Annotated in this window: 25 protein-coding genes and 1 pseudogene; 14 read left to right on the forward strand and 12 right to left on the reverse strand. The window is 61.9% G+C overall.

Going from position 1 to position 23,429, the window contains the following annotated elements; translation table 11 throughout:
* The 5 genes and pseudogenes from QZ638_RS12375 to QZ638_RS12395 all read right to left on the reverse strand — a co-directional run.
* Positions 1–244: pseudogene (locus QZ638_RS12375) on the reverse strand (acyl-CoA dehydrogenase); the annotation flags it as partial.
* Entirely contained in the window at positions 244–1,056 is an 813-nt protein-coding gene (locus QZ638_RS12380; protein ID WP_295810749.1) for an enoyl-CoA hydratase family protein, read from the reverse strand. The gene QZ638_RS12380 and the pseudogene QZ638_RS12375, both read right to left, overlap by 1 nt.
* Positions 1,053–1,529, reverse strand: coding sequence for a MarR family transcriptional regulator (locus tag QZ638_RS12385; protein ID WP_295810752.1), 477 nt, complete (start codon positions 1,527–1,529; stop codon positions 1,053–1,055). The genes QZ638_RS12380 and QZ638_RS12385 overlap by 4 nt, the downstream gene beginning before the upstream one ends.
* Positions 1,523–2,281 carry an SDR family NAD(P)-dependent oxidoreductase gene (locus tag QZ638_RS12390; protein ID WP_295810756.1) on the reverse strand — a complete coding sequence of 253 codons (759 nt, stop codon included), beginning with the start codon at positions 2,279–2,281 and terminating at the stop codon, positions 1,523–1,525. Before QZ638_RS12390 ends, QZ638_RS12385 begins: the two co-directional genes overlap by 7 nt.
* Before the next feature lie 2 nt (positions 2,282–2,283).
* Positions 2,284–4,575, reverse strand: coding sequence for a bifunctional salicylyl-CoA 5-hydroxylase/oxidoreductase (locus QZ638_RS12395; RefSeq protein WP_295810758.1), 2,292 nt, complete (start codon positions 4,573–4,575; stop codon positions 2,284–2,286).
* 207 nt (positions 4,576–4,782) lie between these two features.
* On the opposite strand from QZ638_RS12395, the gene QZ638_RS12400 reads away from it, so the two are divergent.
* From QZ638_RS12400 to QZ638_RS12435, 8 genes are all read left to right on the forward strand, one after another.
* A complete protein-coding gene (locus tag QZ638_RS12400; protein WP_295810760.1) occupies positions 4,783–5,613 on the forward strand; it encodes an alpha/beta hydrolase in 831 nt (276 codons plus the stop codon).
* A gap of 55 nt (positions 5,614–5,668) precedes the next feature.
* Positions 5,669–5,905 carry an Lrp/AsnC ligand binding domain-containing protein gene (locus QZ638_RS12405; RefSeq protein ID WP_007010700.1) on the forward strand — a complete coding sequence of 79 codons (237 nt, stop codon included), beginning with the start codon at positions 5,669–5,671 and terminating at the stop codon, positions 5,903–5,905.
* 75 nt (positions 5,906–5,980) lie between these two features.
* Complete coding sequence (locus tag QZ638_RS12410) at positions 5,981–6,664, forward strand: D-lyxose/D-mannose family sugar isomerase (protein ID WP_295810764.1); 684 nt, start codon at positions 5,981–5,983, stop codon at positions 6,662–6,664.
* Between the two features lie 79 nt (positions 6,665–6,743).
* Complete coding sequence (locus QZ638_RS12415) at positions 6,744–7,241, forward strand: hypothetical protein (RefSeq protein WP_295810766.1); 498 nt, start codon at positions 6,744–6,746, stop codon at positions 7,239–7,241.
* A gap of 153 nt (positions 7,242–7,394) precedes the next feature.
* Positions 7,395–7,670, forward strand: coding sequence for an acyl carrier protein (locus tag QZ638_RS12420; protein WP_295810768.1), 276 nt, complete (start codon positions 7,395–7,397; stop codon positions 7,668–7,670).
* On the forward strand, positions 7,671–8,837 hold the full coding sequence (locus QZ638_RS12425; protein ID WP_295810770.1) for a beta-ketoacyl synthase: 1,167 nt from the start codon (positions 7,671–7,673) through the stop codon (positions 8,835–8,837).
* Between the two features lie 186 nt (positions 8,838–9,023).
* Positions 9,024–10,238 (forward strand): imelysin family protein, encoded by a 1,215-nt coding sequence (locus tag QZ638_RS12430; protein WP_295810810.1) that lies wholly within the window; start codon positions 9,024–9,026, stop codon positions 10,236–10,238.
* 58 nt (positions 10,239–10,296) lie between these two features.
* Positions 10,297–11,817 carry a di-heme oxidoredictase family protein gene (locus tag QZ638_RS12435; protein ID WP_295810772.1) on the forward strand — a complete coding sequence of 507 codons (1,521 nt, stop codon included), beginning with the start codon at positions 10,297–10,299 and terminating at the stop codon, positions 11,815–11,817.
* Here the strand turns inward: QZ638_RS12435 and QZ638_RS12440 are convergent.
* Complete coding sequence (locus QZ638_RS12440; RefSeq protein WP_295810775.1) at positions 11,814–12,638, reverse strand: GntR family transcriptional regulator; 825 nt, start codon at positions 12,636–12,638, stop codon at positions 11,814–11,816. The genes QZ638_RS12435 and QZ638_RS12440 overlap by 4 nt on opposite strands.
* Before the next feature lie 271 nt (positions 12,639–12,909).
* Between QZ638_RS12440 and QZ638_RS12445 the strand changes: the two genes are divergently transcribed.
* From QZ638_RS12445 to QZ638_RS12455, 3 genes are all read left to right on the forward strand, one after another.
* Positions 12,910–13,800 carry an N-acetylmuramic acid 6-phosphate etherase gene (locus QZ638_RS12445; protein WP_295810779.1) on the forward strand — a complete coding sequence of 297 codons (891 nt, stop codon included), beginning with the start codon at positions 12,910–12,912 and terminating at the stop codon, positions 13,798–13,800.
* A 42-nt stretch (positions 13,801–13,842) separates the two neighbouring features.
* Positions 13,843–14,874 (forward strand): SIS domain-containing protein, encoded by a 1,032-nt coding sequence (locus QZ638_RS12450; RefSeq protein ID WP_295810783.1) that lies wholly within the window; start codon positions 13,843–13,845, stop codon positions 14,872–14,874.
* Positions 14,875–14,981: 107 nt separating this feature from the next.
* Positions 14,982–15,623 carry a LysE family translocator gene (locus QZ638_RS12455; RefSeq protein WP_295810787.1) on the forward strand — a complete coding sequence of 214 codons (642 nt, stop codon included), beginning with the start codon at positions 14,982–14,984 and terminating at the stop codon, positions 15,621–15,623.
* A gap of 77 nt (positions 15,624–15,700) precedes the next feature.
* Here QZ638_RS12455 and rlmN read toward each other — a convergent pair whose 3' ends face one another.
* From rlmN to QZ638_RS12475, 4 genes are all read right to left on the reverse strand, one after another.
* Positions 15,701–16,927 (reverse strand): 23S rRNA (adenine(2503)-C(2))-methyltransferase RlmN, encoded by a 1,227-nt coding sequence (gene rlmN, locus QZ638_RS12460; protein ID WP_295810814.1) that lies wholly within the window; start codon positions 16,925–16,927, stop codon positions 15,701–15,703.
* A 129-nt stretch (positions 16,928–17,056) separates the two neighbouring features.
* Entirely contained in the window at positions 17,057–17,557 is a 501-nt protein-coding gene (locus tag QZ638_RS12465; RefSeq protein ID WP_295810790.1) for an invasion associated locus B family protein, read from the reverse strand.
* A 216-nt stretch (positions 17,558–17,773) separates the two neighbouring features.
* The gene (locus QZ638_RS12470; protein ID WP_295810793.1) at positions 17,774–18,154 is read right to left on the reverse strand and encodes a YkvA family protein; all 381 of its coding nucleotides are present in this window, start codon (positions 18,152–18,154) and stop codon (positions 17,774–17,776) included.
* Positions 18,155–18,214: 60 nt separating this feature from the next.
* Complete coding sequence (locus QZ638_RS12475; protein ID WP_295810795.1) at positions 18,215–18,511, reverse strand: 4a-hydroxytetrahydrobiopterin dehydratase; 297 nt, start codon at positions 18,509–18,511, stop codon at positions 18,215–18,217.
* 134 nt (positions 18,512–18,645) lie between these two features.
* Between QZ638_RS12475 and QZ638_RS12480 the strand changes: the two genes are divergently transcribed.
* Positions 18,646–19,119, forward strand: coding sequence for a low molecular weight protein-tyrosine-phosphatase (locus QZ638_RS12480; protein WP_295810799.1), 474 nt, complete (start codon positions 18,646–18,648; stop codon positions 19,117–19,119).
* On the opposite strand, the gene thpR is transcribed toward QZ638_RS12480, so the two are convergent.
* Both thpR and QZ638_RS12490 read right to left on the reverse strand, forming a co-directional pair.
* Positions 19,068–19,667, reverse strand: coding sequence for an RNA 2',3'-cyclic phosphodiesterase (thpR, locus tag QZ638_RS12485; protein ID WP_295810802.1), 600 nt, complete (start codon positions 19,665–19,667; stop codon positions 19,068–19,070). The two genes, QZ638_RS12480 and thpR, sit on opposite strands and share 52 nt — an antisense overlap.
* A 79-nt stretch (positions 19,668–19,746) precedes the next feature.
* Positions 19,747–20,418, reverse strand: a complete 672-nt coding sequence (locus QZ638_RS12490; RefSeq protein ID WP_295810804.1) for an arylesterase — start codon at positions 20,416–20,418, stop codon at positions 19,747–19,749.
* A gap of 80 nt (positions 20,419–20,498) precedes the next feature.
* On the opposite strand from QZ638_RS12490, the gene QZ638_RS12495 reads away from it, so the two are divergent.
* Together QZ638_RS12495 and QZ638_RS12500 are read left to right on the forward strand one after the other, a co-directional pair.
* Positions 20,499–21,200, forward strand: coding sequence for an ABC transporter ATP-binding protein (locus tag QZ638_RS12495; RefSeq protein ID WP_295810806.1), 702 nt, complete (start codon positions 20,499–20,501; stop codon positions 21,198–21,200).
* Positions 21,201–21,211: 11 nt separating this feature from the next.
* On the forward strand, positions 21,212–23,429 hold a 2,218-nt coding region (locus tag QZ638_RS12500), incomplete at its 3' end, for an ABC transporter permease (RefSeq protein WP_295810807.1).

Consider the following 23,429-nt stretch of genomic DNA (forward strand, 5'->3'; position numbering starts at 1 on the left):
GGGCCAACGTCTCGCGGGTGAGGCAAAGCGTGCGCACGTCGAGCGGGCCGGGATTGTCGCTATCAAGCGCGGTGGGCTTCAGGAAACCGGCCTCGCCGAGCCGGACCACCAGGTCGCGACAGGCGGCGTCGACGTCGCCGTGGTCGATGGGAAGGTTTTGTGCGCACCACGCGTCGAGCCTGTCGGCCCAATCGCGGTGGCGCTGTTCGAAGAAGGGCCAGTCCAGAAACGAGCGATCAGGCATCAATCCCCCTCGAATACCGGTTTTTCCTTGGCAACGAACGCGCGGTAGGCGCGTTCGAAGTCTCGGGTCTGCATGCAGATCGCCTGTGCCTGCGCTTCGGCCTCGATCGCCTGTTCCAGCCCCATCGACCATTCCTGGTTGAGCTGCGTCTTGGTGATGCCGTGCGCGAAGGTCGGCCCGGCAGCGATGCGTGCAGCCACGTTCAACGCTTCCGCTTCCAGCGAGTCGGCGGCGACAAGCCGGTTGTAGAAGCCCCAGCGCTCGCCTTCCTCGGCACTCATGGAGCGGCCGGTATAGAGCAGTTCGGCGGCGCGTCCCTGGCCGATGATGCGGGGTAGCATGGCACACGCCCCCATGTCGCAACCGGCAAGCCCAACGCGGGTGAACAGGAAAGCGGCCTTGGCCTCGGGGGTCGCAAGCCGCATGTCGGACGCCATGGCGATAATCGCGCCGGCGCCGACCGCAACGCCGTCTATTGCGGAGATGATGGGCTTGTTGCAGGCGAGCATCGCCTTGACCAGATCACCAGTCATACGCGTGAAGGCGAGAAGGCCCTTCATGTCCATGTCGACCAGCGGGCCGATAATGTCGTGCACATCGCCGCCCGAACAGAAATTGCCGCCATTGGGCAGAAAGACGACCGCATCCACGTCGTCGGCATAGGGCAGGGCGCGGAACGTATCGCGCAGCTCGGCATAGGAGTCGAAAGTGAGGGGGTTCTTGCGGTCCGGTCGATCGAGCTGGATCAGCGCAACGCTGCCCTCCATGCGCCAGACGAAATGTTGCGGCTTTAAATGCGCCATGGCGCTCATGCTCCGCCCTCCCAGTTGCTTTCGAACGTTTTCAGCGTTCCGGCCAGCGCTCTCGCCTCGTCCTCGGGCAGGTTGCCGAGAAGCTCGTCGATCCAGCGCTCATGGGCCTCGGCCATTGCGGCAAACGCATCCTTGCCCTGAGGCGTCAACTTGATGATCGAGGTGCGGCGGTCGCCGTCACGCTTGGTGCGGCTGGCGAGGCCGTCGGTCACCAGACGCTCCACGATGCCGGTCACGTTGCCGTTCGACACGAGGAGAAAACGCGAAATGTCGCTCATCGCCATGCCTTCCGGTGCGCGGTCGAGCGCCGATAGCACATCGAAACGCGGCAGGGTCGTGTCGAAGCGGGTTTTGAGACGTTCGCGCAGAACGGCCTCGATCAGACGCGAGGCGCGCAGGATCCTGATCCACAAACGCAGGCGTTCCTTCGCCGGGGCGCCGCTGCGTACGGCCGCCAATGGAGCGCTTACCATGTTTCACCTCCAGAAATTGAAATCGACTGGCCGGTGACCGAGTTGGCCTCGGGGCTGACGAGCCACAGCGCAGCCGCTGCCACCTCGCGCGGCTGGATCAGCCGGCCATGGGGATTGGCTTCGACGAAACCCTTACGGGCCTCGTCGTGGCTGCGTCCGGTCTTTTCGACCACGCGCTCGATGGATTCTTCCAGCATCTCGGTTTCCACGTAGCCGGGGCAGATCGCATTCACCGTCACGCCGGTCTTGACCAGTTCGACGGAGAGTGCGCGCATCAGGCCGATCACGCCGTGCTTGGATGCGACATAGGGCGCCACATAGGCATAGCCCTTGAGCCCGGCGACCGAGGCAATGAAGAGAATGCGCCCATTGCCGCGCTTGGCCATGGGCGAAAGCGCCGGCTTTACCGTCAGGAACGCGCCGGTCATGTTGACGTCGACGATCCGGTTCCAGTCTTCGAGCTTGGTGCGGTGGGCGGGGGCGCTGGAAGCCGTACCCGCATTGGCGATGACGATGTCGAAGGGGCCGCGTGCAGCCTCAGCCGTTTCGTAAAGCGCCTGCACTGAAGCTTCGTCGGTGACGTCGGCCGTGAGCGCATGGATACGCTTGTGCCGGGTCGCCATCTTTTCCAGCGGCGCGGCGCGGCGGCCGCAGATGGTGACGTCGATGCCTGCTTCGGCGAGGGCAAGCGCCACGGCTTCGCCGACGCCGGTTCCGCCGCCTGTGACAAGGGCGTGACGTGAGGGGGGCATCGTCACACCTTTCCGGTCATCTGCTCGGCCCGTTCGGCAAGCCGGTAGAGCTGGTCGCGGCCGGGCAGGTATGGATCGGGCCAGGACACGCCCCTGTCGCCGAGCGTCGCCGCGGCGTGCAGCGTCCAATAGGGGTCGGCGAGGTGCGGGCGGGCGAGACAGACGAGGTCCGCACGACCGGCCATCAGGATCGAATTGACGTGATCCGGCTCGTAGATGTTGCCGACGGCCATTGTGGCCATGCCGGTCTCGTTGCGGATGCGGTCGGAGAACGGCGTCTGGAACATGCGGCCATAGACGGGGCGGGCGCGTTTCGATGTCTGGCCGGCCGAAACATCGCAGATATCGACACCCGCATCCTGCAGCATGCGGGCGATTTCCACGGCCTCTGCCGGGGTCACGCCGTCCTCGCCAACCCAGTCGGTGGCCGAGATGCGCACCGAAATCGGCTTGTCGTCCGGCCATGCGGCACGCACGGCTTGAAAGACTTCCAGCGGGTAGCGCATGCGGTTTTCGAGGCTACCGCCGTATTCATCGGTGCGCCGGTTGGTCAGAGGCGAGATGAAGGATGACAGGAGATAGCCGTGGGCAAAGTGCAGCTCCAGCATGTCGAAGCCACAGCGTTCCGCCATCTCGGCGGCGGCAACGAACTGGCCGCGCACCGTGTCCATGTCGGCGCGGTCCATGGCCTTCGGTGCCTGATTGACGTCCGACCACGCCACTTCGGAGGCGGCCATAAGCGGCCAATTCTTGTCGTTTAGCGGTGCGTCCATCTCCTCCCAGCCCAGCTGGGTCGAGCCCTTCGGGCCCGAATGGCCGATCTGGGCGCAGATTTTTGCGTCGGTCTCGCGATGAACGAAATCGACGATGCGCGTCCACGCGGCCTCGTGTTCCGGCTTGTAGAAACCGGGGCAGCCGGGTGTGATGCGCCCTTCGGGGCTTACGCAGGTCATCTCGATATAGACCAGACCCGCACCGCCCTTTGCGCGCTCGCAGTAATGCACCATGTGCCAATCGGTTGGGCAGCCGTCGACCGCCTTGTACTGGGCCATCGGCGACACCACCACACGATTCTTCAATGTGAGTCCGCGCAGTTTGTAAGGCGCGAACATGGGTGGGCGCGCGGCATTGTCGTCGGCTCCGGCCTGTTGTTGGAACCAGCTTTCGGCACCCGAGAGCCATTCGGGATCGCGCAGGCGCAGATTTTCATGGCTGATGCGTTGCGAGCGGGTGAGCAGCGAATAGTTGAACTGCACCGGGTCGAGATCGAGATAGCGTTCCACTTCTTCGAACCACTCGAGCGAGTTGCGGGCCGCCGACTGAAGACGCAGCACTTCCAGCCGCCGCGCGTCCTCATACTTGTCGAAGGCTTCCTTCAGTGTCGGCTCCGTGTGCAGGTATTCGGCCAGTGCGATTGCGCTTTCCAATGCAAGCTTGGTGCCTGAGCCGATGGAGAAGTGCGCGCTCGCGGCGGCGTCTCCCATCAGGGCGATGTTTTCGTGCGACCAGCGCTCGCACAGGACGCGGGGGAAATTGATCCATGCCGAACCGCGAATGTGGTTGGCGTTGGTCATCAGCTTGTGCCCGTCCAGATGATCCCTGAATATCCGCTCGCATACGGCGATGGATTCCTGCTGGCTCATCTCGCCGAAGCCGAACTTCTCCCAGGTCTCCGGGCCGCACTCGACGATGAAGGTCGCTGTATCGTCGTCGAACTGGTAAGCGTGGGCCCACACCCAACCATGCTCCGTTTTCTCGAAGATGAAAGTGAAGGCGTCGTCGAATTTCTGGTGCGTGCCCAGCCACACGAACTTGCACTTGCGCACGTCTATGTCTGGCTTGAAAACGTCAGCGAACATGGTTCGCGTTCTGGAGTTCAGGCCATCGGAGGCAAGGACCATGTCGTAATCGGCCATGAAGGGACGGGGATCGTCGATCTCGGTCTCGAATTCGAGATTGATGCCGAGTTCGCGGGCGCGTTCCTGCAGGAGAACAAGCAAGCGCATGCGGCCTATGCCGCAGAAACCGTGACCCGTGGAGAGCGTGCGTACGCCCTTGTGGACCACGGCGATGTCGTCCCAATAGGCGAAATGCTCGCGGATGCGCTCGGCGCTGACAGGGTCGTTCTCCGCCAGATTGTCGAGGGTTTCATCTGAGAGAACCACGCCCCAGCCGAATGTGTCGTCGGGCTTGTTGCGCTCGTAAACCGTGATGTCGTGGGCTGCGTCGCGCAGCTTCATCGAGATTGCGAAGTAGAGGCCCGCCGGACCACCGCCGAGAATTGCGACTTTCATGCTCGCGCTCCTTCCTCCCAGGATCGCTCGACACCTGGCTCGTAAGCTTGGAGCATTGCATTGGACCGACGACATTTCAAGTATGAAATTTTAAGGTTGAAATATATTCGGCCTGTGCCCAGTCTACATGACGCGCTGCGATGATGACAGGGCAAGCCGTCAAGGCTAAGCAGGGTGCGCGTACCGAAGTATGGGAGGGATCCGCACGTGTTCTATCGTCAGGTTACCGATTGGGACGATGCTTATGCCAATGGCGCCAACATTCCGAGCGGCGACCGCTGGCCTGGCGCCTGGGTAGCGCCGGCCCAGAATTATCGCGATAGGCTTTCGGCCGCCGGCCGGGCCGAGTTCGACATTTCCTATGGCAAGGGCGAGCGCAACCGGTTCGATCTGTTCTTGCCCGAGGGAACGCCTGCCGGCCTGGTGGTGTTCATCCATGGAGGCTTCTGGCTGAGGCTCGACAAGAGCTATTGGTCGCATCTGGCCGCCGGTGCGGTCGACAGCGGCTACGCGGTCGCCATGCCGTCCTACACGCTGTGTCCGGAGAATTCGATCTCCGGCATCGTACGTGAGATCGGGCAAGCCGTTTCTGCTGCTGCCGAACGTGTCGATGGCCCGCTGATCCTGACCGGCCATTCGGCGGGCGGGCATCTGGTTTCGCGCATGGCCTGCGAGACCTCGCCGCTAGCGAATGCCGTGCGTGCGCGGTTGCGCCACGTCCTGTCGATTTCCGGCGTGCACGATCTGCGCCCGATGATGAAGACGGCCATGAACGAAGGGCTGAAAATCACACCGGACGAAGCGCAGGCGGAAAGTCCGGTCCTCCTTTCGCCCATGCCCGGCGTGCGCCTCACCTGCTGGGTCGGTGCGTCGGAACGGGCCGAGTTTCTCCGCCAGAATGCGCTGCTGGCCAATATCTGGGTCGGGCTCGGCGCGCGAACGGCTTCTGTGGAAGAACCCGACCGGCATCATTTCGATGTCATTGACGGGCTTGCGGATTCGGACCATCAGAGCGTGCGCTGTCTGTTGACAGCTTAGATCGATGGGCCAAATCTGGCCCGGTCCAGTTTCGAACTTGCTCCATGGAGCCCCTATGAGACCTGTCTTCGTTCAATTGCGCTGCAAACCCGGCAAGACCTACGAGGTGGCGGACGAACTCTACAAGCGTGAGATCGCCTCGGAACTCTACTCCACCAGTGGCGACTACGATCTTCTAATGAAGGTCTACATCGACGATGGCGTCGATATCGGCAAGTTCGTCAGTGAGAACATCGCCAATGTGCCCGGTATTCGCCGCTCGCTCACAACACTGACTTTCAAGGCATTCTGAACAAACGCCTTGGCGTGGCGCGAAGCTTGCGATACGACCCGACAATCTAAATCGGTTCGCATCAGGGAGGCGGCGGTGAAACGGTCGAAAGTGAACGAGATTCTGCGCGAGGGAGAAGCTTTCATACGCTCCTTCGGCTACGTGCTGCCGCCTTTTGCCGACTGGACGCCCGACGAGATGAGGCGCAGGCGCGAAGCGATCGGGGGAATTGTCGACGCGCATCTCGGCTGGGATATAACCGACTATGGCGGCGGCGATTTCGACAGACGCGGCCTGTTTCTCTTCACGGTGCGTAACGGCAATCAGGAAGATTTGAAGCATGGTCGTGGCATGCTCTATGCGGAGAAAATCATGATCTCCCGGCGCGATCAGGTTGCGCCGATGCACACGCACGCCATCAAGGCGGAAGACATCATCAATCGCGGCGGCGGAACGCTCTGTATCGAGCTTTTTGCCTCCGACGCCGACGGGCAGATCGATCGCGTGGCCCCCGTCAGCGTGCCCACGGACGGTGTGATGCGACGCGTGGACGCCGGCGGTATCCTGCGCTTGCAGCCCGGTGAGAGCGTGACGCTCCTGCCCGGGGTCTGGCATGCCTTCTGGGGTGAGAAGAAGGATGTGCTGATCGGTGAGGTCTCGACCGTGAACGACGATGTGACGGACAATATTTTTTCCGATCCGGTGGCGCGGTTCTCCGAAATCGAGGAAGATGAAGATCCCTATCGGCTACTGGTATCGGACTATTCTTCCCGGCTTTGAGGGAACCCGTTGCGCGGTGTGCCCGTTGCCTTCCGGCGCAGAACGTGTTTTGTGCGCGGCGAACATACGGGATTGAATCATGAGTTTGAGCATTGGAGATCGGCCGTCACTGATCGACGCCGGATTTCACTGGATGGTTGCCCTGGCGCTGGCGACGGCCTTTGCCTTGCAGTCGCCGCTGTTCGCACAGGGACTTCAGCGCGAGGAAGCAATCGACGCGATCGTCGGATCGGAAGTCAAGACCGAAGAGGTCGAAGCCGAGTCCGCCAGTGAGCGCATCGTCGCCGCAATCGGTGCGACCACCGAGAATGCGAGGCGGGTGCGCAAGACTTTCTCGCTGGATGAGATCGATATCGTCTTCCTGCCCGACCTTGAGGAAAAAGGCAGCGGCATTGCCGAAGCGTTGGCCGAGCACGAAAGTGAAATCGAGATGCTGCGCGAATCGATTGAGGGAAGCGCGCTGTTTTTCCATGCCGTGGATTCCCGCTCGATCCAGCTCACAGATGTGGTTGCGCTCGAATATGCGGATGACGGGGCCGTGACGATTTTCGTGAAGGGCGGTGCCAACGGTAACTGACCGTGTGCTGCTCGGCGGATATGCACCGCAGACTCTTGCCGCATGACGCGGTTTGGTTTCTTATGGCTGCAAATTGTATTTTTAGAGAGTTGAGCACGGACGCCTTGCCATATGGCATCCTAGCCGGCGCAAAAGTGGTCCGAGGAGACGCTTATGAATGCTGAAACCAGTTTGAGCGCGGATGAGATCGGCAAGACGATTCTCGAGAAGATCAAGACCCATGCGCAGGACGGTGCCGACACCATAACGCTCGACACGCCGCTGGCCGACCTCGGCATTCACTCCCTGGAACTCACCGAGATCATTTTCGACGTCGAGGACGAGTTCAATATTGAGGTGGAAATGAACACCGCCGAAGCCTGGGAGAACATGGAAACGGTCAAGGATATCGTCGCCGCCGTGCGCGAGCTGGTGGACGCCAAGACCTAAATGGCAGCGCCGCGCATCGTCATAACCGGCATTGGCGGCATTTGCGCGCTTGGAACGGATGCTCCGGCTATCTGGTCTGGCATGCGCGCCGGACGTCAGGCTATCGGTCCCATCACCACCGCTTCGCTTCACGAGTTGAAAGTGCGGATTGGGGCGGAAATCAAGGAACTGCCGGATCACGGAATCGACCGAAAGCGGCTCGTCACCATGGATCGCTTCAGCCTTCTTGCGGCAATTTCCGCCGAAGAGGCCCTGGGCCAGTCTGGCTTCACGGTGGCCGCAACCAATACGCATCGCGTGGGGGCCGTTGTCGGCACCGGAGTTTGTGGCTGGGAAGCCATCGAAGACAGCTATCGCGCCATTCTTCTGGAGGGAAAGCCGCGCACAGGAATTTTCACGGTGCCGCGTGGGATCCCGGTCTTCGGTGCGACGTCCGCCTGTTCCTCGTCCAATCATGCGATTTTGGCGGCTGCCGATCAGATTCGGCTTGGCCGAGCCGATGTAATGCTGGCCGGTGGAACCGACGCGCCGCTTATCTATGGCATTCTCAAGGGATGGGAAGCGTTGCGGGTGCTCGCACCCGAGACCTGCCGCCCCTTTTCCGCCGACCGCAACGGGCTGGTTCTCGGCGAAGGCGCGGGCATCGTGGTTCTCGAAACGCTGGAGCACGCGCGGGCGCGGGGCGCCAACATCCTGGCCGAGCTTGCCGGTGGCGGCATGTCCGCCGATGCCTCGGACATTGTGGCGCCTACGGTCGAGGGACCGGTCGCCGCGCTCAAGTCCTGTCTGGATGAAGCCGGCCTTGTCCCGGCCGATGTCGACTACATCAATGCCCATGGCACGGGAACCAAGGCCAACGACAAGATCGAGACCGAAGCGATTAAGCGTGTTTTCGGCGATCATGCCCGGAAGCTTTCGGTGTCTTCCACCAAATCCATGCATGCACACTGTCTGGGTGCATCCGGCGCGCTTGAACTGATTGCCTGCGTGATGGCGATCCGCGACGGTGTCGTGCCGCCAACGGCCGGCTACCGCGAGGCCGACCCGGATTGCGATCTCGACGTGACGCCCAACGAGGCGCGCCAGCGCGATGTGCGCGTGGCACTTAGCAACGGATTCGCGTTTGGCGGTACCAATGCGGTGATTGCCGTAAAGGCGATGGAGTAATGGGCGCAAAAGCGCCGCTGGGCTTGCCTTCATAAACCTGATAATCTAAATCCACATTATCGAGTGGCGGCTGGAAGGGCGCGTCGGGCGGACGCGTGCTTCCGGTAACCAAGCTTCAGACTGGACAAGAGGGGAAGTCTTATGAAACGTCGTTTACTCGTTGGGACTGCAATCGCCACTGTTGCAATGATCTCTCCCGCCGCCGCCGTGGAGCCGCAGGAGGTGGTCTCCACCTATGCGGACATCGCATTGGCCACCTATGAGGACAGCCTCGAGACCGCGAAAGTGTTGAAGGAAGCGGTCGACAAGCTCGTCGAGGCGCCATCGGAAGAAACCATGGCCGCTGCCAGGGAGGCCTGGCTCGCCGCGCGGGTTCCCTATCAGCAGAGCGAGGCCTATCGGTTCGGCAACGCCATTGTCGACGAGTGGGAAGGCAGGGTTAACGCCTGGCCGTTGGACGAAGGTCTCATCGATTATGTGGATGCCAGTTACGGCACTGAATCCGACGCCAACGAGTTCTATACGGTCAATGTTATCGCCAATGACAAGGTGAGCGCCGGAGGAACCGAAGTCGATGTTTCGGAAATCACGCCGGAGGTGATCCAGTCGCTGCACGAGGCTGGCGGCATCGAGGCGAATGTAGCCACGGGCTATCACGCTATCGAATTTCTCCTTTGGGGCCAGGATCTAAACGGTACGGATGCCGGAGCGGGTGCGCGCCCCTATACCGACTTCGACACGGAAAACTGCACGGGCGATCATTGCGACCGCCGCGCGCAGTATCTTCAGGCCGCAGCCGATCTCTTAATCGCCGATCTGGAGGAAATGGTTGCCAATTGGCAGACCGACGGCGAAGCGCGCGCCGAGGTGACCGCTGATCCGAGCGCTGGCCTGACGGCGATGCTGACGGGTCTCGGCTCGCTTTCCTATGGCGAACTTGCCGGTGAGCGTATGAAGCTCGGCCTGCTCCTCAACGATCCGGAAGAGGAACACGATTGTTTCTCAGACAACACCCACAACAGCCACTATTACGACCTCGTGGGCATTCGAAACGTCTATTTCGGCTCGTATGAACGCGTGGACGGTTCCAAGGTTGAGGGACCGAGCCTTGCGGATCTGGTTTCCGAAAGCGACGCGGCGCTTGCCGACGAGGTAAAGGCGAAGCTCGACACAACGTTGGAGGCGATGACGACGCTTAAGTCGCGTGCCGAAGGCGGTGAAGCCTACGACCAGATGATCGGTCAGGGAAATGACGAGGGCAATGCTGTCGTTCAGGCAGCGATCGACGGGCTTGTCGACCAGACCCGCTCGCTTGAGCGCGTGATCGCCGCGCTCGATCTTTCCGGTATCGAACTGGAAGGCTCCGACAGCCTCGACAATCCCGACGCTGTTTTCGAGTGAGTTCAATTCGACGCCGGGCTGCTTGCCGGCCCGGCGTCATGACATGTAATTTTCAGTCATGAAACGTTCCGTCCGTGCCGCGATACTGGTCGGCCTTTGTTCTTCGCTGGCTCTGACCGCGCACGCGGATAGCCCGTCTCCACGCGAACGCGACGATCTGAACGAAAAGGATCGCGCGCGTGTCGAGAACGTCACCCGGCCGGCGACGCGTTTCGACAAGCCGGAACGTTTCGAGCGCATGTCTGCCGGTGCGACCACCTCCACGAAGCTGATCAACGCCAACGCGTTTTCGCACTCCTCCGCCAATCTGGAATTTGCCGAACTGGAGCGTTTTCTGCTCGGCAATGGCCTGTTTCGCAAGGACTGGGTCTCCTCACCGTCCTCCACGCAGGCGTCCGACGGGCTGGGACCGTTGTTCAACGCCCGCGCCTGCCAGTCGTGCCACATCAAGGATGGGCGGGGCCACGCGCCGGCGCAGCCGGGGGACTCGGCGGTATCGTTGCTTGTGCGTTTGTCCATCGCTCCAAGCGAGGCGCAGAAGGACGCGATTGCAGACGGCCGCCTCCCCGCGGCACCCGATCCGGTCTATGGCCTGCAGCTTCAGGACCATGCGGTGGCGGGTCTCGACCCCGAGGGACGTGTCGACATTTCCTATGAGGAACTGCCGGTTATGTTGTCCGACGGGGAGACCGTCACACTGCGCAAGCCGGTACTGAAGATTGCCGACCCCGGATACGGGCCGTTGCGCGAGGATTTGATGATATCGGCGCGTGTCGCGCCACCGATGATCGGGCTTGGACTTCTGGAAAGCGTGCACGAGGCGGACATTCTCGCCTGGGCGGATCCCGGCGATGAAGACAATGACGGTATTTCCGGCCGTCCCGCGCGAACTCGCGACATCGATGGCCAATGGAAGCTTGGCCGGTTCGGTTGGAAAGCAATCGCGTCCAGCATCGAGCAGCAGACCGCCGATGCCTTTTCCGGCGATATGGGGCTTTCGACACCGGCCGCACCGAACCATTGGGGCGATTGCACACAGGCGCAGACCGGGTGTCTTGCCCTGCCGCACGGTGCACAGGAGCGTCTCGGCGCGCATGAGGTGCCGGATGACCTTTTCGATCTTGTCACCTTCTATTCGAGTCATCTCGCGGTGCCGGTTCGGCGCGACGTGGACAATCCGGCAGTGCTTGCCGGCAAGAAGGTGTTTTACGATAGCGGTTGCGCCGCCTGTCATCGACCCAAATATGTGACCCGCCGCGACGTCGAGGATCCGGCGTTACGGTTTCAGCTCATCTGGCCTTATACCGACATGCTTTTACACGACATGGGCACGGGGCTCGCCGATGGGCGCTCGGAAGGTCTCGCCGACGGTTTTGAATGGCGCACACCGCCGCTCTGGGGCATTGGGCTCACCGCAACGGTGAACGCGGAAGCGACCTTCCTGCATGACGGTCGCGCACGCACGCTGCTCGAAGCGGTTCTCTGGCACGGCGGGGAAGCCCAGGCCGCACGCGACCGAGTGGTCGAGATGGAAATGCGGGATCGCGACAATCTGATCCGTTTCCTCGAATCGCTTTAGGTTCCCACCGGGAGTGGGGTTTGCCGATCGGCGGCGTCCGGCAGCAGGTTGAGCTCGGCGACAAAATCGAACCGGTCGCCCTTGAAATAGGAACGCGTGAACTCGATCACGCGGCCTTCCGCCGTGCGCGAAACACGTTCCAGGAAAAGTGCCGGCTCGCCCGCCTCGGCTTCCAACAGACGCGCCTCGAACTCCGGTAGGGCGCAGGCGTGCATGCGTTGCAACGCCTTGTGCGGCCGTGCGCCGGCCAGTGCCATGGACTCGTAGAGCGATGTCCCGAGCGCCGACGGGTCCGGCAGGACGTCTGCCGGCACGACGGCGAGTTCCACCGCCAGCGGCAACGTGTCTGCCGAGCGCAGACGATGCAGACGCAGAACGCGGTCGCCCGGCGACAGGCCAAGCGTCATCGCTTCCTGCGCGGACGGGTTCGCGTATTCGCGCGCCAGCCAGCGTGTCTGCGGCCTGCGACCGTAGGAAAGCATGTCTTCGGTGAAACTGGTGATTGCCGCCAGGGGCTGCTCGAAACGTTCTGCCGGTGGAAGCACATAGGTGCCCGACCCCCTGCGTTGCTCGAGAACGCCCTCGCGCACCAACAACTCGATGCCGCGCCGCACCGTCACGCGCGACAGCGCGGTGATCTCGGCCAGGGTGCGCTCGGAAGGCAGGGCCGCGCCCGGTTCGAGAGCGCCGGCCTCGACCAGCTTGCGCATCGCGTTGGCGAGCCTGATGTAGAGCGGGGTCGCATCCGTTTCGCCAGCCTTCATGTCGCTCGAAAGGAGCGCGCCGAGGCTGGTCCCCGGTTCCTCATGGGCCTTGGTCATCTTCGTTGCGCGTCCCTGCTTCTCTGAAAGTGGTCTTAATAGGTTAAGTCCAATTATGAGGCCGAAGATACAGCTTTGCAAGCCGGTGGCCCGTCGGTGGAACTTTGCCGCAATTCCAAAGCGCCGGTAACGTGGGATAGAACGTCGATAACGTGATTTTTCACGAGATTGGCGGGAAGGGAATGGATTCCGTTCGAAAAGCCTGTATAACGTGTTTGGTATTAGATTGGTCTATTAAGGATCGCGCAAACCGGAAGCCAACGAGCCCGCCATGACAAAACCGACGGAAACCGCAAGCCAGGCCTATCGCGACATCGAACGTTTTGCGACAGCCGATATGCTCGATGCCATGCTGGATGGGCAGCGGGCTGCCATCGGTGCGGTCAAGGCAGCCCTGCCGGCATTGGAGACGGCGGTGGAGGCGGCTGCGAACCGTCTGTTCGATTCCGAAAGCCGCCTTATTTATGTTGGCGCAGGCACATCGGGACGGGTCGGCATGCTCGATGCGGTCGAGCTTTATCCAACCTTCGGTTGGCCGGAGGCGCGTTGCATTTTTCTGTTGGCCGGAGGCGACATCACTGTCGCCGAGGCACGCGAAAGCGCGGAAGACGACGAAGATGCGGCGCGCGCCGAGATCGATGCGGTGGGGTGCGGCCATCGCGACGTGGTGGTCGGAATCGCGGCGAGCGGCAGCACACCCTACACGCTGGCGGCGATCGGCGCTGCGAAGACGTGCGGGGCGTTGACCATCGGCTTGGCAAACAATCCCGGCAGTGCGCTCCTCGAAGAAGCGGAATGCGGGGTGCTTCTGGAAACCGGGCCGGAGGTTCTCGCTGGTTCGACACGGATGGCCGCGGGCACCAGCCAGAAAATCGCCGTGAACCTCTTTTCCACGGCGGTCATGATGCGACTTGGCAAGGTCTATCGTGGCCGCATGGTGGACATGAAACCGACCAACAAGAAACTGGTGCACCGCGCCGTCGAGATGTTGATGCAGGTCGCGGATTGCGACGAGGCGACGGCGCGCGGGGCGCTCGAGCGGACAGCCTTTCATGTGAAGCCGGCAGTACTGGTCGTGCATGGTCTCGCACCCGACGAGGCCGTTGCCGCTCTGGCTCGCAATGGTGACGATTTGCATCGCACGCTGGCGGGACTCGACTGAACCGCCTTCATTGAAACGTACGATCCATACGGAAAAACTGAAATGACCGACACTCCTTCCCTGATGTTTCAGGAAACCGCAGAAGCTGCCGAGGCTGTCGGCCGACTCTTTGCCAACGAGGCGCAGACCTTTGCCGAATTGGGCAAGGTGATAGCGGAACGCTCGCCGGCAGTGGTGAGCATGTCGGCGCGCGGCTCCTCGGACCACGCGGCGAGCTTTTTCAAATATCTATTCGAAATCCACACGGGCATTCCGGTGGCCTCCATCGGCCCTTCGGTTGCCTCGGTCTACGACGCATCGCTGAAGCTCGACCGCGCGCTTCACATTACCATTTCCCAATCCGGCGCCAGTCCAGATATTGTGGCCGCGCAACAGTCCGCCAAAAAGGGCGGTGCCGTCACCCTGGCGGTGGTCAATGTGGCAGACAGCCCGCTCGCAGAGGCGGCCGACATTGTTCTTCCGATCCACGCCGGACCGGAGCGCAGCGTCGCGGCAACGAAGAGTTTCATTGCCTCGGCGGCGGCGCTTGCCGGCGTCGCGCAGGTCGCTTCCGGCGACATTGGGCTGAGGGATGCGCTCAACCGACTGCCCGAAGCACTGGCGGCGGCATGTGATGTGAATTGGGAACCGCTCCTGCCGCTGCTGGCCGATGCCGGTTCGATTTACACTGCTGGCCGCGGGCCGGGTTTCGCCATTGCACTGGAGGCAGCGCTCAAGGCCAAGGAAACCGCGCAGCTTCATGCCGAAGCCTTCTCGCTGGCCGAACTCATGCACGGGCCGATGCAGCTTGTCGATCAGGGCTTCCCGATCCTGGCGTTCGTACCCGACGATGCAGCGCTCGTTTCAAGCTCCCAATCCCTTGCAAAACTGCGCGGTCTTGGAGCGCGGGTTGCGAGCTTCTCCTCGCGCGATCTGGGTGAGCGCACGGTCGAGACGCCGACCACCGGGCACGGTCACATCGATCCGCTGGTGTCGCTCGTCGGCTATTACCGCCTGATCGAGCGTGTTGCGCGTGAACGCGGCCTCAACCCCGATACGCCCGACAAGCTGAACAAGGTTACGCAGACGATCTGAGGATTGTTGTCCGGTCCGCCCGGCCATTATTGCGCGGACGAGACGTCTGGCATCGCGCCCGATCTTGCGTTAGCTTCCGGCACTTCAACCCGCGCCGGAAGCTTTCAATGCCCTTCATCCCGGATTTCGCCACCATCCTGCAGTTCGCCCTCGCCACCTTCGTGATCTCTATCACACCGGGGCCAGACATGACCTTGTTCGTCGGCCGCGCGCTCAGCCAAGGCCGGGCAGCGGGCTTTGCTTGCATGTTCGGTGCCATGAGCGGCATCCTGATACATACAGCGCTCGTGGCGCTGGGGCTTTCCGCGCTCATTGTGGCGTCCCCCGAGGCGTTCCTGGCGCTCAAGGTGTTCGGTGCGGGTTATCTGATCTGGCTTGCCGTCCAGGCGATCCGTAAGGGCTCGGCGTTCTCTCCGGAGAAAAAAGCGGGTTCGGGCCGTTCACTGTTGAAGAACTGGGCCACGGGCCTCGGAATCAATCTGTTGAACCCGAAGATCATTCTGTTCTTCATGACCTTCCTGCCGCAATTCGTTTCGGCCACCGACCCGAATGCGCCGGGCAAGCTGTTCTTCCTCGGTCTGCTGTTCATCCCGCTTGCGTTGCCCGTCGTCGCGCCAATGGTGATCGCGGCGGACAGTTTCTCCAGGCTTCTCAGGAAGAGTCCGCGCGTCACACGTATGGTCGATTATCTGTTTGCCGGTGTCTTTTCAGCTTTCGCGCTGAAGATTCTGACGGCACAGGCCCGCTGAGCGGAAACCAACCGGCAACCGGCAACAAAAACGCCGACGCGACACTGCGAGCCGGCGTCGATTTGAAACTGTATTTCCTATTCGCCGTGTCCGGCGATCATCATCGCTTCGAGTTTGAGCCGATCGGCTTTCTTCATGCGTTCGGAAGCGGATTTGAGCTGGCCGCAAGCGGCCAGAATATCGCGACCGCGCGGGGTACGGATGGGAGAAGCATAGCCGGCTTTGTTGACCAGGTCCGCGAATTCCTCGATCTGCTCCCAATCCGAGCATTCGTAATCGCTGCCCGGCCAGGGGTTGAAGGGGATCAGGTTGATCTTGGCGGGAATGCCTTTCAACAGACGCACCAGCTCACGCGCATCGTCGAGCGAATCGTTGATACCCTTCAGCATCACATATTCGAAGGTGATGCGCCGCGCATTGGACAGGCCCGGATAGGCGCGGCAGGCGTCGAGCAATTCCTTGAGCGGAAACTTCTTGTTGATCGGCACCAGCTCGTTGCGCAGCTCGTCGCGGATCGCGTGCAGCGAGATCGCCAGCATAACGCCGATCTCTTCGCCCGTGCGGTAGATTTCCGAAACCACGCCGGAGGTGGAAAGCGTGATGCGGCGCTTGGAGAGCGAAAGCCCCTCACCATCCGAAGCGATCAGCAATGCCTGCTTCACATTCTCGAAATTGTAGAGCGGTTCGCCCATGCCCATCATCACGATGTTGGTGACCTTGCGGCCTTCGGCCGGCACGATCGCGCCATCGGGCGTATCCGCATCGGGGAAATCGCCGAGCCGGTCGCGGGCGATAAGAAGCTGATCCAGGATTTCGCCTGGCGTCAGGTTGCGCACCAGCTTCTGCGTGCCGGTGTGGCAGAACGAGCAGGTCAGCGTGCAGCCCACCTGGCTGGAAATACACAGCGTGCCGCGACCTTCCTCGGGAATGTAGACCGTTTCCACGTCGACCGGGCGTCCCGCACCGCGCGGCGGAAAGCGCATCAGCCATTTGCGGGTGCCGTCCTGGGAGATTTGTTCTTCGATGATCTCCGGGCGATCGATGGTAAAATGGGTGTCGAGTTTGGTGCGCAGTTCCTTCGAGATGTTGAACATCTGCGAGAAATCCGAGACGCCGCGCACGTAGAGCCAGTGCCAAAGCTGGCGCACGCGCATGCGCGCCTGGCGTTCAGGCACGTCGAGCGAGAGCAGAGCCTCGGTAAGCTCTTCACGCGAGAGACCGATCAGCGATTGCTTTTCGGCTGTTGCGGTGGGACGCAGTTCAGCGCGCCCCTCGGGCGTCGATAGATCGAGTGTCAGTGCCATGGCGTTCTTGAAGTGCTTGGTGGGCGGCTCTCTCCGAATGTCGGGGCCACCCTTCATTTGCCGCGCTCATAGCATGCCTGTCGGCCGCCGTCACCTGTGACGGCCGACCGTTCGTGCCGACTGCCGATTTTACTTGCAGTTCTGTGTGGCGTCGATCGCGGCCGTCACGCCGCTCAGCGAAAAGGTGTAGCTGGTGTCGTTGCCGCGACCCGACTTGGCGGCGACCTTCATGTCGGCTCCAGCCCTCATGGCGGAGATCAACTGAGGTTCTTCGGCGGCGTTTTCGAGCCAGGCCGACTTGCCCTGCGTGAACATGGTGAAGCTTTTGCTTCCGACCGTCACCACCACCTTGGAGCCGGTCTGAAAACTGTAGGCGGCGATGAACTGGGGTTCGGAGGCCACATTCTGTCCGGGCTTCTGACTGACGAAGAAGAAAATATCGCCATGGTCGAGGCTCGCCGGCTGTTTCTCCTTCGGCACGCTCATGGCGTAACACACTTTGCCGTTGCCTGACTGGTAGCTATAGACACCCCAGTCGCGATGCTGCCCCACCGCCGTTGCCTGGGCCAGCGCAGGGCTCGCCGCCGCCATTCCGCAAATGAGCATCAGTGTCGAAATCAGTACGCGCATCGTCTTGACCGTCTTTTTTGCCAGTGTTTGGAGACCGGCTGGTCCCGCTAGATCACTTCATTTTTATTTAATCTGGGTTACCAAAGCGTGAAGCGAATCGACGGATTCTTCATGCGCTCAACCCCGATATATCCATCGTCGCAAAATTTGCGCGACGACAGCCGAACACCCTTCATTTCTGGTTGAAACGAATGAAAGAGGCAAGATTTTGACTGGTTAGCGGTCGCGTTCCGTCTCGGCGAGCGCTCGTTTGGCGGCGAGGCGGTGGGCGGGTGTGATATGACGGCGTACCGCATTGAGCGCTGCGGCCAGAACCGCCACGTCGTCGGTGAAGCCGAGGCCGAGCAGAAAATCGGGCACCACGTCGAGCGGGAGGATGAAATAAGCAAGCGCGGCGAGAAGGATGCCGCGCACCTTGGGCGGCGTGTCGTCGTCGAGCGCGCAATAATAGCCGGCGACGAGTTCGTCCATGAAAGGTACCTGGCGGGCGGCCTTCTTCATTGTGCGCCAGAATTTCGCGCGCACACGTTCGGCGCGTCGCTGGTTCTCGCCAGCGCCCACCGGTTCCAGAATCTCGCCGATTTTCACGTCGTCCATAGCGTCTCCTGATCGCCAGAATGTGGGAGATGCGTGGCGAAATTCAATGTGCGCTCGATGCTAGACGTCGGCAAAGCGGTTCATTGCCGCTGCCAGTTTGAAGTCCAACTCGGTCAGCCCGCCGGCATCGTGCGTCGAGAGCATGACGTCCACGGTCTTGTACACATTCGACCAATCGGGGTGGTGATTGAGCTTCTCCGCCGCCAGCGCCGAGCGGGTCATGAAGGCGAAGGCCTCGGAGAAATCGGCGAAGACGAACCGGCGCTGGATAGAATCGCCGTCCTCCGCCAATTCCCAACCTTCCAGTGTCGTGAGCGCCTGTTCAAGTGAGGCCGGATCGAGCTTCGCTCTCGTCATTGCGTCTCTCCATGGTATCGCCCGTTGGCATCGTCAATCCCGTTGGAATGCGTTTGACATTCGGCATTGTTTTGGTGTCGTCCTTAGGGCCGAATGCAAACACAGAACTCCCAGTGAATGATAGTGCCTCGACCATGAACGCAAAGCCCCGCATCTCGATCCTTTTCGTCTGCCTTGGCAACATCTGCCGTTCGCCCCTCGCCGAGGGCGTGTTTCGCAGTGTGGTGAGCGAGCGGGGGCGGGAAGCGGAGTTCCTGATCGATTCCGCCGGCACCGGCGCCTGGCATGCGGGCAACACACCGGATCCACGCTCGATGGAGATTGCGCGCCGGTTCGGTGTCGACATTTCCGCTCAGCGCGCACGGCAGGTGGCCGCCGACGATTTCGCACGGTTCGACCTGCTTCTGGGTATGGACCGAAACAATGTTCGAACGCTGCGTGAACGCGCACCGGCGGGGAATGCGGACAACATCCATCTTTTTCTCGATTATGCGGAAGGCCGTATAATCGATATTCCCGACCCCTATTACGGGGGCGACGATGGATTCGCCTCTGTCTACCAGACGATCCGGGAGGCTTCGGAGACGCTGTTATCGAGGCTCGACTGACGATCATAGTCCGCGCCGACCAACGGCCAAGCCTCCTCGACGATATAGGGCCCGCCGCCGGTGGAGGCGCGTGAGGACATCAGCACGAAACGCCCGACGGTAAAGGGCATGGAGGCGAAATTCCCGCGGCCGGAGAGGTAGTTTGCCACATCGCGCGGATTGGCATTCTTGAGGCGTGCCAGGGTCACGTGTGGCATGAATTTTCTGGGATCGGGCGGCAGCCGTAGCCGCCGGCAGATGCTCTCGATTTCGCCTTGCAGGGCGTAAAGATCGGGCGAAGCGGAAACGCCCGCCCAGATGGAATGGGGCTTCTTTTGCCCGAAGGCCCCGACGCCGGACAGTTTCACGGTGAAAGACGGCCGCCGAACCCTATCGAGCGTATTGGCGATCTCATCCGCCGTGTGGCCTTCCACATCGCCGAAGAATCGCAGTGTCAGATGATAGTTTTCGACATCGATCCAACGAGCTCCTGGGAGGCCCCCGCGCAGAAGTGACAACGACAAAGCGGCGTCACGCGGAATCTCGAGGGCGGTGAAAAGTCGCGGCATGGCAACCTCCTCGAATCGCACTGTCAATCACAGCGAATCACCGATTGCCGCTGTGAGCAAGCGGTTTCTTCGCCAAGTGTCAGGCGCCCTCTTCACGATGCTCGTTGAGCGCCTTTCTGAAGGTTGGCAACATGCGCTCGACCATGCGCTGAACGCCTTCGGCGTTCGGGTGCATTCCGTCGTCCAGAAGCAATGCCGGCTCCGCCGCCACCCCGTCTAGAAAGAAGGGGATAAGAGTGAGCTCGTATTTCTCCGCCAGCGTTTCGTAGATGGGGTTGAAGGCTGTGGCATAGTCCTTGCCGAGATTGGGGGCGGCGACCATGCCGGCCAGGATGACCCGTTGCCCACGCTCGTCGAGCTTGGCGACCATACGGTCGAGATTGTCTTCGGTGGAAGCGGGCGGGATACCCCGCAGCATGTCGTTGGCGCCCAGTTCCAGAATCACAATGTCGGCCGATTCGGGAACGGACCACTCGAGTCTTGAGAGGCCGCCGCTGGTGGTATCGCCGGAAACGCCGGCATTGGCGACGGTTACGTCGTAGCCTTCCGCCTTGAGCGCGTCCTCAAGCCGCTCCGGGAAGGATTCGCCGGGCGCGAGATTGTAACCTGCCATCAGGCTGTCGCCGAACCCGACGATCTCAACGGGTTCCGCCCGGGCAGCGGTCACCGTTAGAAGCGCCAGCGTGATTGCCGCGACTGCCGATGAAGTTTTTGTGAACCGGCCAGAAGAACAAAAAAATTTGAATGCCATGCGGGATAACCCATATTTGCGAAAACCGTGCTTTTGTACGGTCTCAGCGTCATTTCTTCCCAATATAGGATGTCTTTTCCGTGACAGAAGCCGTGATCGAACTTGAGAACGTGTCGCTGACACTGGGCGAGGGTGCTTCCTCGGTGCATGTTCTCAAAGGGGTCAGCCTGTCTGTTGAGCGCGGTCGCTCGACGGCCATCGTCGGTCCTTCGGGCTCCGGAAAATCGACGCTGCTGATGGTGATTGCCGGTCTAGAGCGTGTCGATGACGGCATCGTGCGCGTTGGCGGCACGCAGATCAACGGACTGAGCGAGGATGCGATTGCCGCCTTTCGCGGCCGCTCCATCGGCATCGTGTTTCAGTCGTTCCATCTTATTCCAAACATGACCGCACTGGAAAATGTGGCCGTTCCGCTGGAACTGGCGGGTCATGCAGATCCGTTCGGCGCGGCGCGGGAAGAATTGGCCGCGGTCGGCCTTTCGAGGCGTTTGACCCATTATCCCGGCGAGCTTTCCGGTGGCGAGCAGCAGCGCGTGGCGATTGCCCGTGCGCTGGCACCGGGACCGGCCATTCTGATCGCCGATGAACCCACCGGCAATCTCGATCAGGCGACCGGCCGGCAGATCGCCGACATGTTGTTCGCCAAGGCGAGCGAGCGCGGCACGTCGCTGGTGCTGGTCACGCATGACCCGGCCCTTGCCGCCCGTTGCGAGCGCCAGGTGGCAATGCGCTCGGGCCGCATCGAACCGGCAGCAGAGGTCGAAAAGGCCGCAATGGCATGAGGGTTGGCGAGATGAGCCTGGGCCGGACGCTGAACCTTGCCTTCCGTTTTTCCCTGCGCGAGATGCGCGGTGGTCTCTCCGGCTTTTTCATCTTCCTGGCTTGTATAGCGCTGGGTGTCGGGGCCATTGGCGGCGTCAATTCGGTGGCCCGCGCGATCACCGAAGCCGTCGAGACGGAGGGCCAGGCGCTGCTTGCGGCGGATCTGCGCTTCGAACTGAACCAGCGCCGCGCCAGCGCAGACGAACGCGGCTTCCTCTCCGATCTCGGCGATGTTGCCGAAAGCGCGAATATGCGCTCCATGGCGCGTTTGCCGGACGGCTCCGATCAGACGCTTGTCGAGGTGAAGGCGGTAGACGGGCTTTATCCGCTGTATGGGGAGCGGGTCACCGAGCCGCAGCTTGCGCACGACGCCCTTTTCGCCGAGAACGACGGCGCATTCGGCGCGGCCGCGCCCGAGCTTCTGTTCGAACGCCTGGGGCTGGAGGTCGGCGACAGAATCATGCTCGGCGCAGAGACGATCGAATTGCGTTCCGTGCTGACAGGCGAGCCCGATGCCGTGTCCGACGGCTTCGGATTTGCACCGCGTTTGATGATCTCGCTCGATGCGCTGGAGGCAACGGGGCTCATTCAGCCCGGCAGTCTGGTCGAACACGTCTATAAGGTTCGGCTTGTCGGCGACACCGATGCCGGCGCGCTGGAAGCTGCCCAGGCGCAGGCTGGATCAGAGTTTCCCGAGGCTGGCTGGAGCATACGCACACGCAGCAATGCGGCGCCATCGCTTTCCCGCAACATCGAGCGGTTTTCTCAGTTTCTCACGCTTGTGGGCCTGACTGCGCTGGTGGTCGGCGGCGTCGGCGTGGCCAATGCCGTGCGCGCCTATCTCGACAGCAAGCGCGCCGTTATCGCCACCTTCAAGAGCCTCGGCGCGTCGGGCGGTTTCGTCTTCACGGTCTATCTGGTGCAGATCCTGATGATCGCCGGAATCGGCATTCTCTCCGGATTGGCGATCGGCGCGCTGATGCCGTTCGGTGCATCGGCGGTGCTGTCCAGCGTGCTGCCGGTGCCGGCCACCGGCGGGTTCTATCCCGCGGCACTCGCCGTGGCCGCGCTCTTCGGCGTCATGATCACACTGGTCTTCGCGCTGATGCCGCTCGGTCGTGCGCGCGACGTTCCGGCGACTGCGCTGTTCCGCGAAATGGGCGTCGACGGGCGCGGCTGGCCGCACCCGGTCTATATCCTCCTTTCCATCGCCATTGCTGCGTCGCTGGCCGGTATCGCCATCTGGTTCTCCGACGACCGGCGCATGGCGGCGGTGTTCGTCGGTGCGACGGTATTCGCCTTCGTTGTGCTGCGCGTGGTGGCGCTCGGCATCGAGTGGCTGGCACGCCGCAGCCCGCGTGTCGCCTCCACACCGCTGCGCCTTGCGCTCGGCAATATTCACCGCCCCGGTGCGCTCACGCCGTCGGTGGTTCTCTCGCTCGGGCTCGGGCTGACGCTGCTCGCCACGCTGGCGCTGATCGACGGTAATTTGCGCCGACAGATTACCGGCAACCTGCCGGAGGTCGCGCCGAATTTCTTCTTCGTCGACATCCAGAGTGGCGAAGTGGAAGCCTTTGCCGATCTGGTGACGGAACAGGCGCCGGAAGGCAAGCTGATTCAGGTGCCGATGTTGCGCGGGCGCATCACGGCGCTCAACGATGTAAATGTGCGGGACATGGAGATTCCGCCCGAGGGCGGTTGGGTGCTGCGCGGCGACCGTGGCATCACCTACGCCCGCAATGCGCCGGAGAATTCGACATTGACCCAGGGCGACTGGTGGCCCGCCGATTACGCGGGCGAACCGCTCGTCTCTTTCACGGCGGAGGAAGGCGGCGAGCTTGGCCTCAAGATCGGCGACACCATCACCGTCAACGTGCTCGGCCGCGATGTCACCGCGCGCATCGCCAATTTCCGTGCGGTCGAATGGGAATCGCTGGCCATCAATTTCGTAATGGTTTTCTCCCCCAACACCTTTGCCGGTGCGCCGCACGCCTGGCTGGCCACGCTGACGGATGCCGAGGCGACGCAGGCAGACGAATCGCAGATCCTCAACGCGGTCACGCGAAGCTTCCCCACTGTCACGACCGTGCGGGTCAAGGATGCGCTCGATGTGGTGAACCGGCTTGTTGAGCAACTGGCGACCGCCATCCGCGCCGCTGCTGCGGTGGCGCTGATCGCCTCGGTACTGG

The organism is uncultured Nitratireductor sp., from assembly GCF_913053745.1.
GTDB lineage: Bacteria > Pseudomonadota > Alphaproteobacteria > Rhizobiales > Rhizobiaceae > Nitratireductor.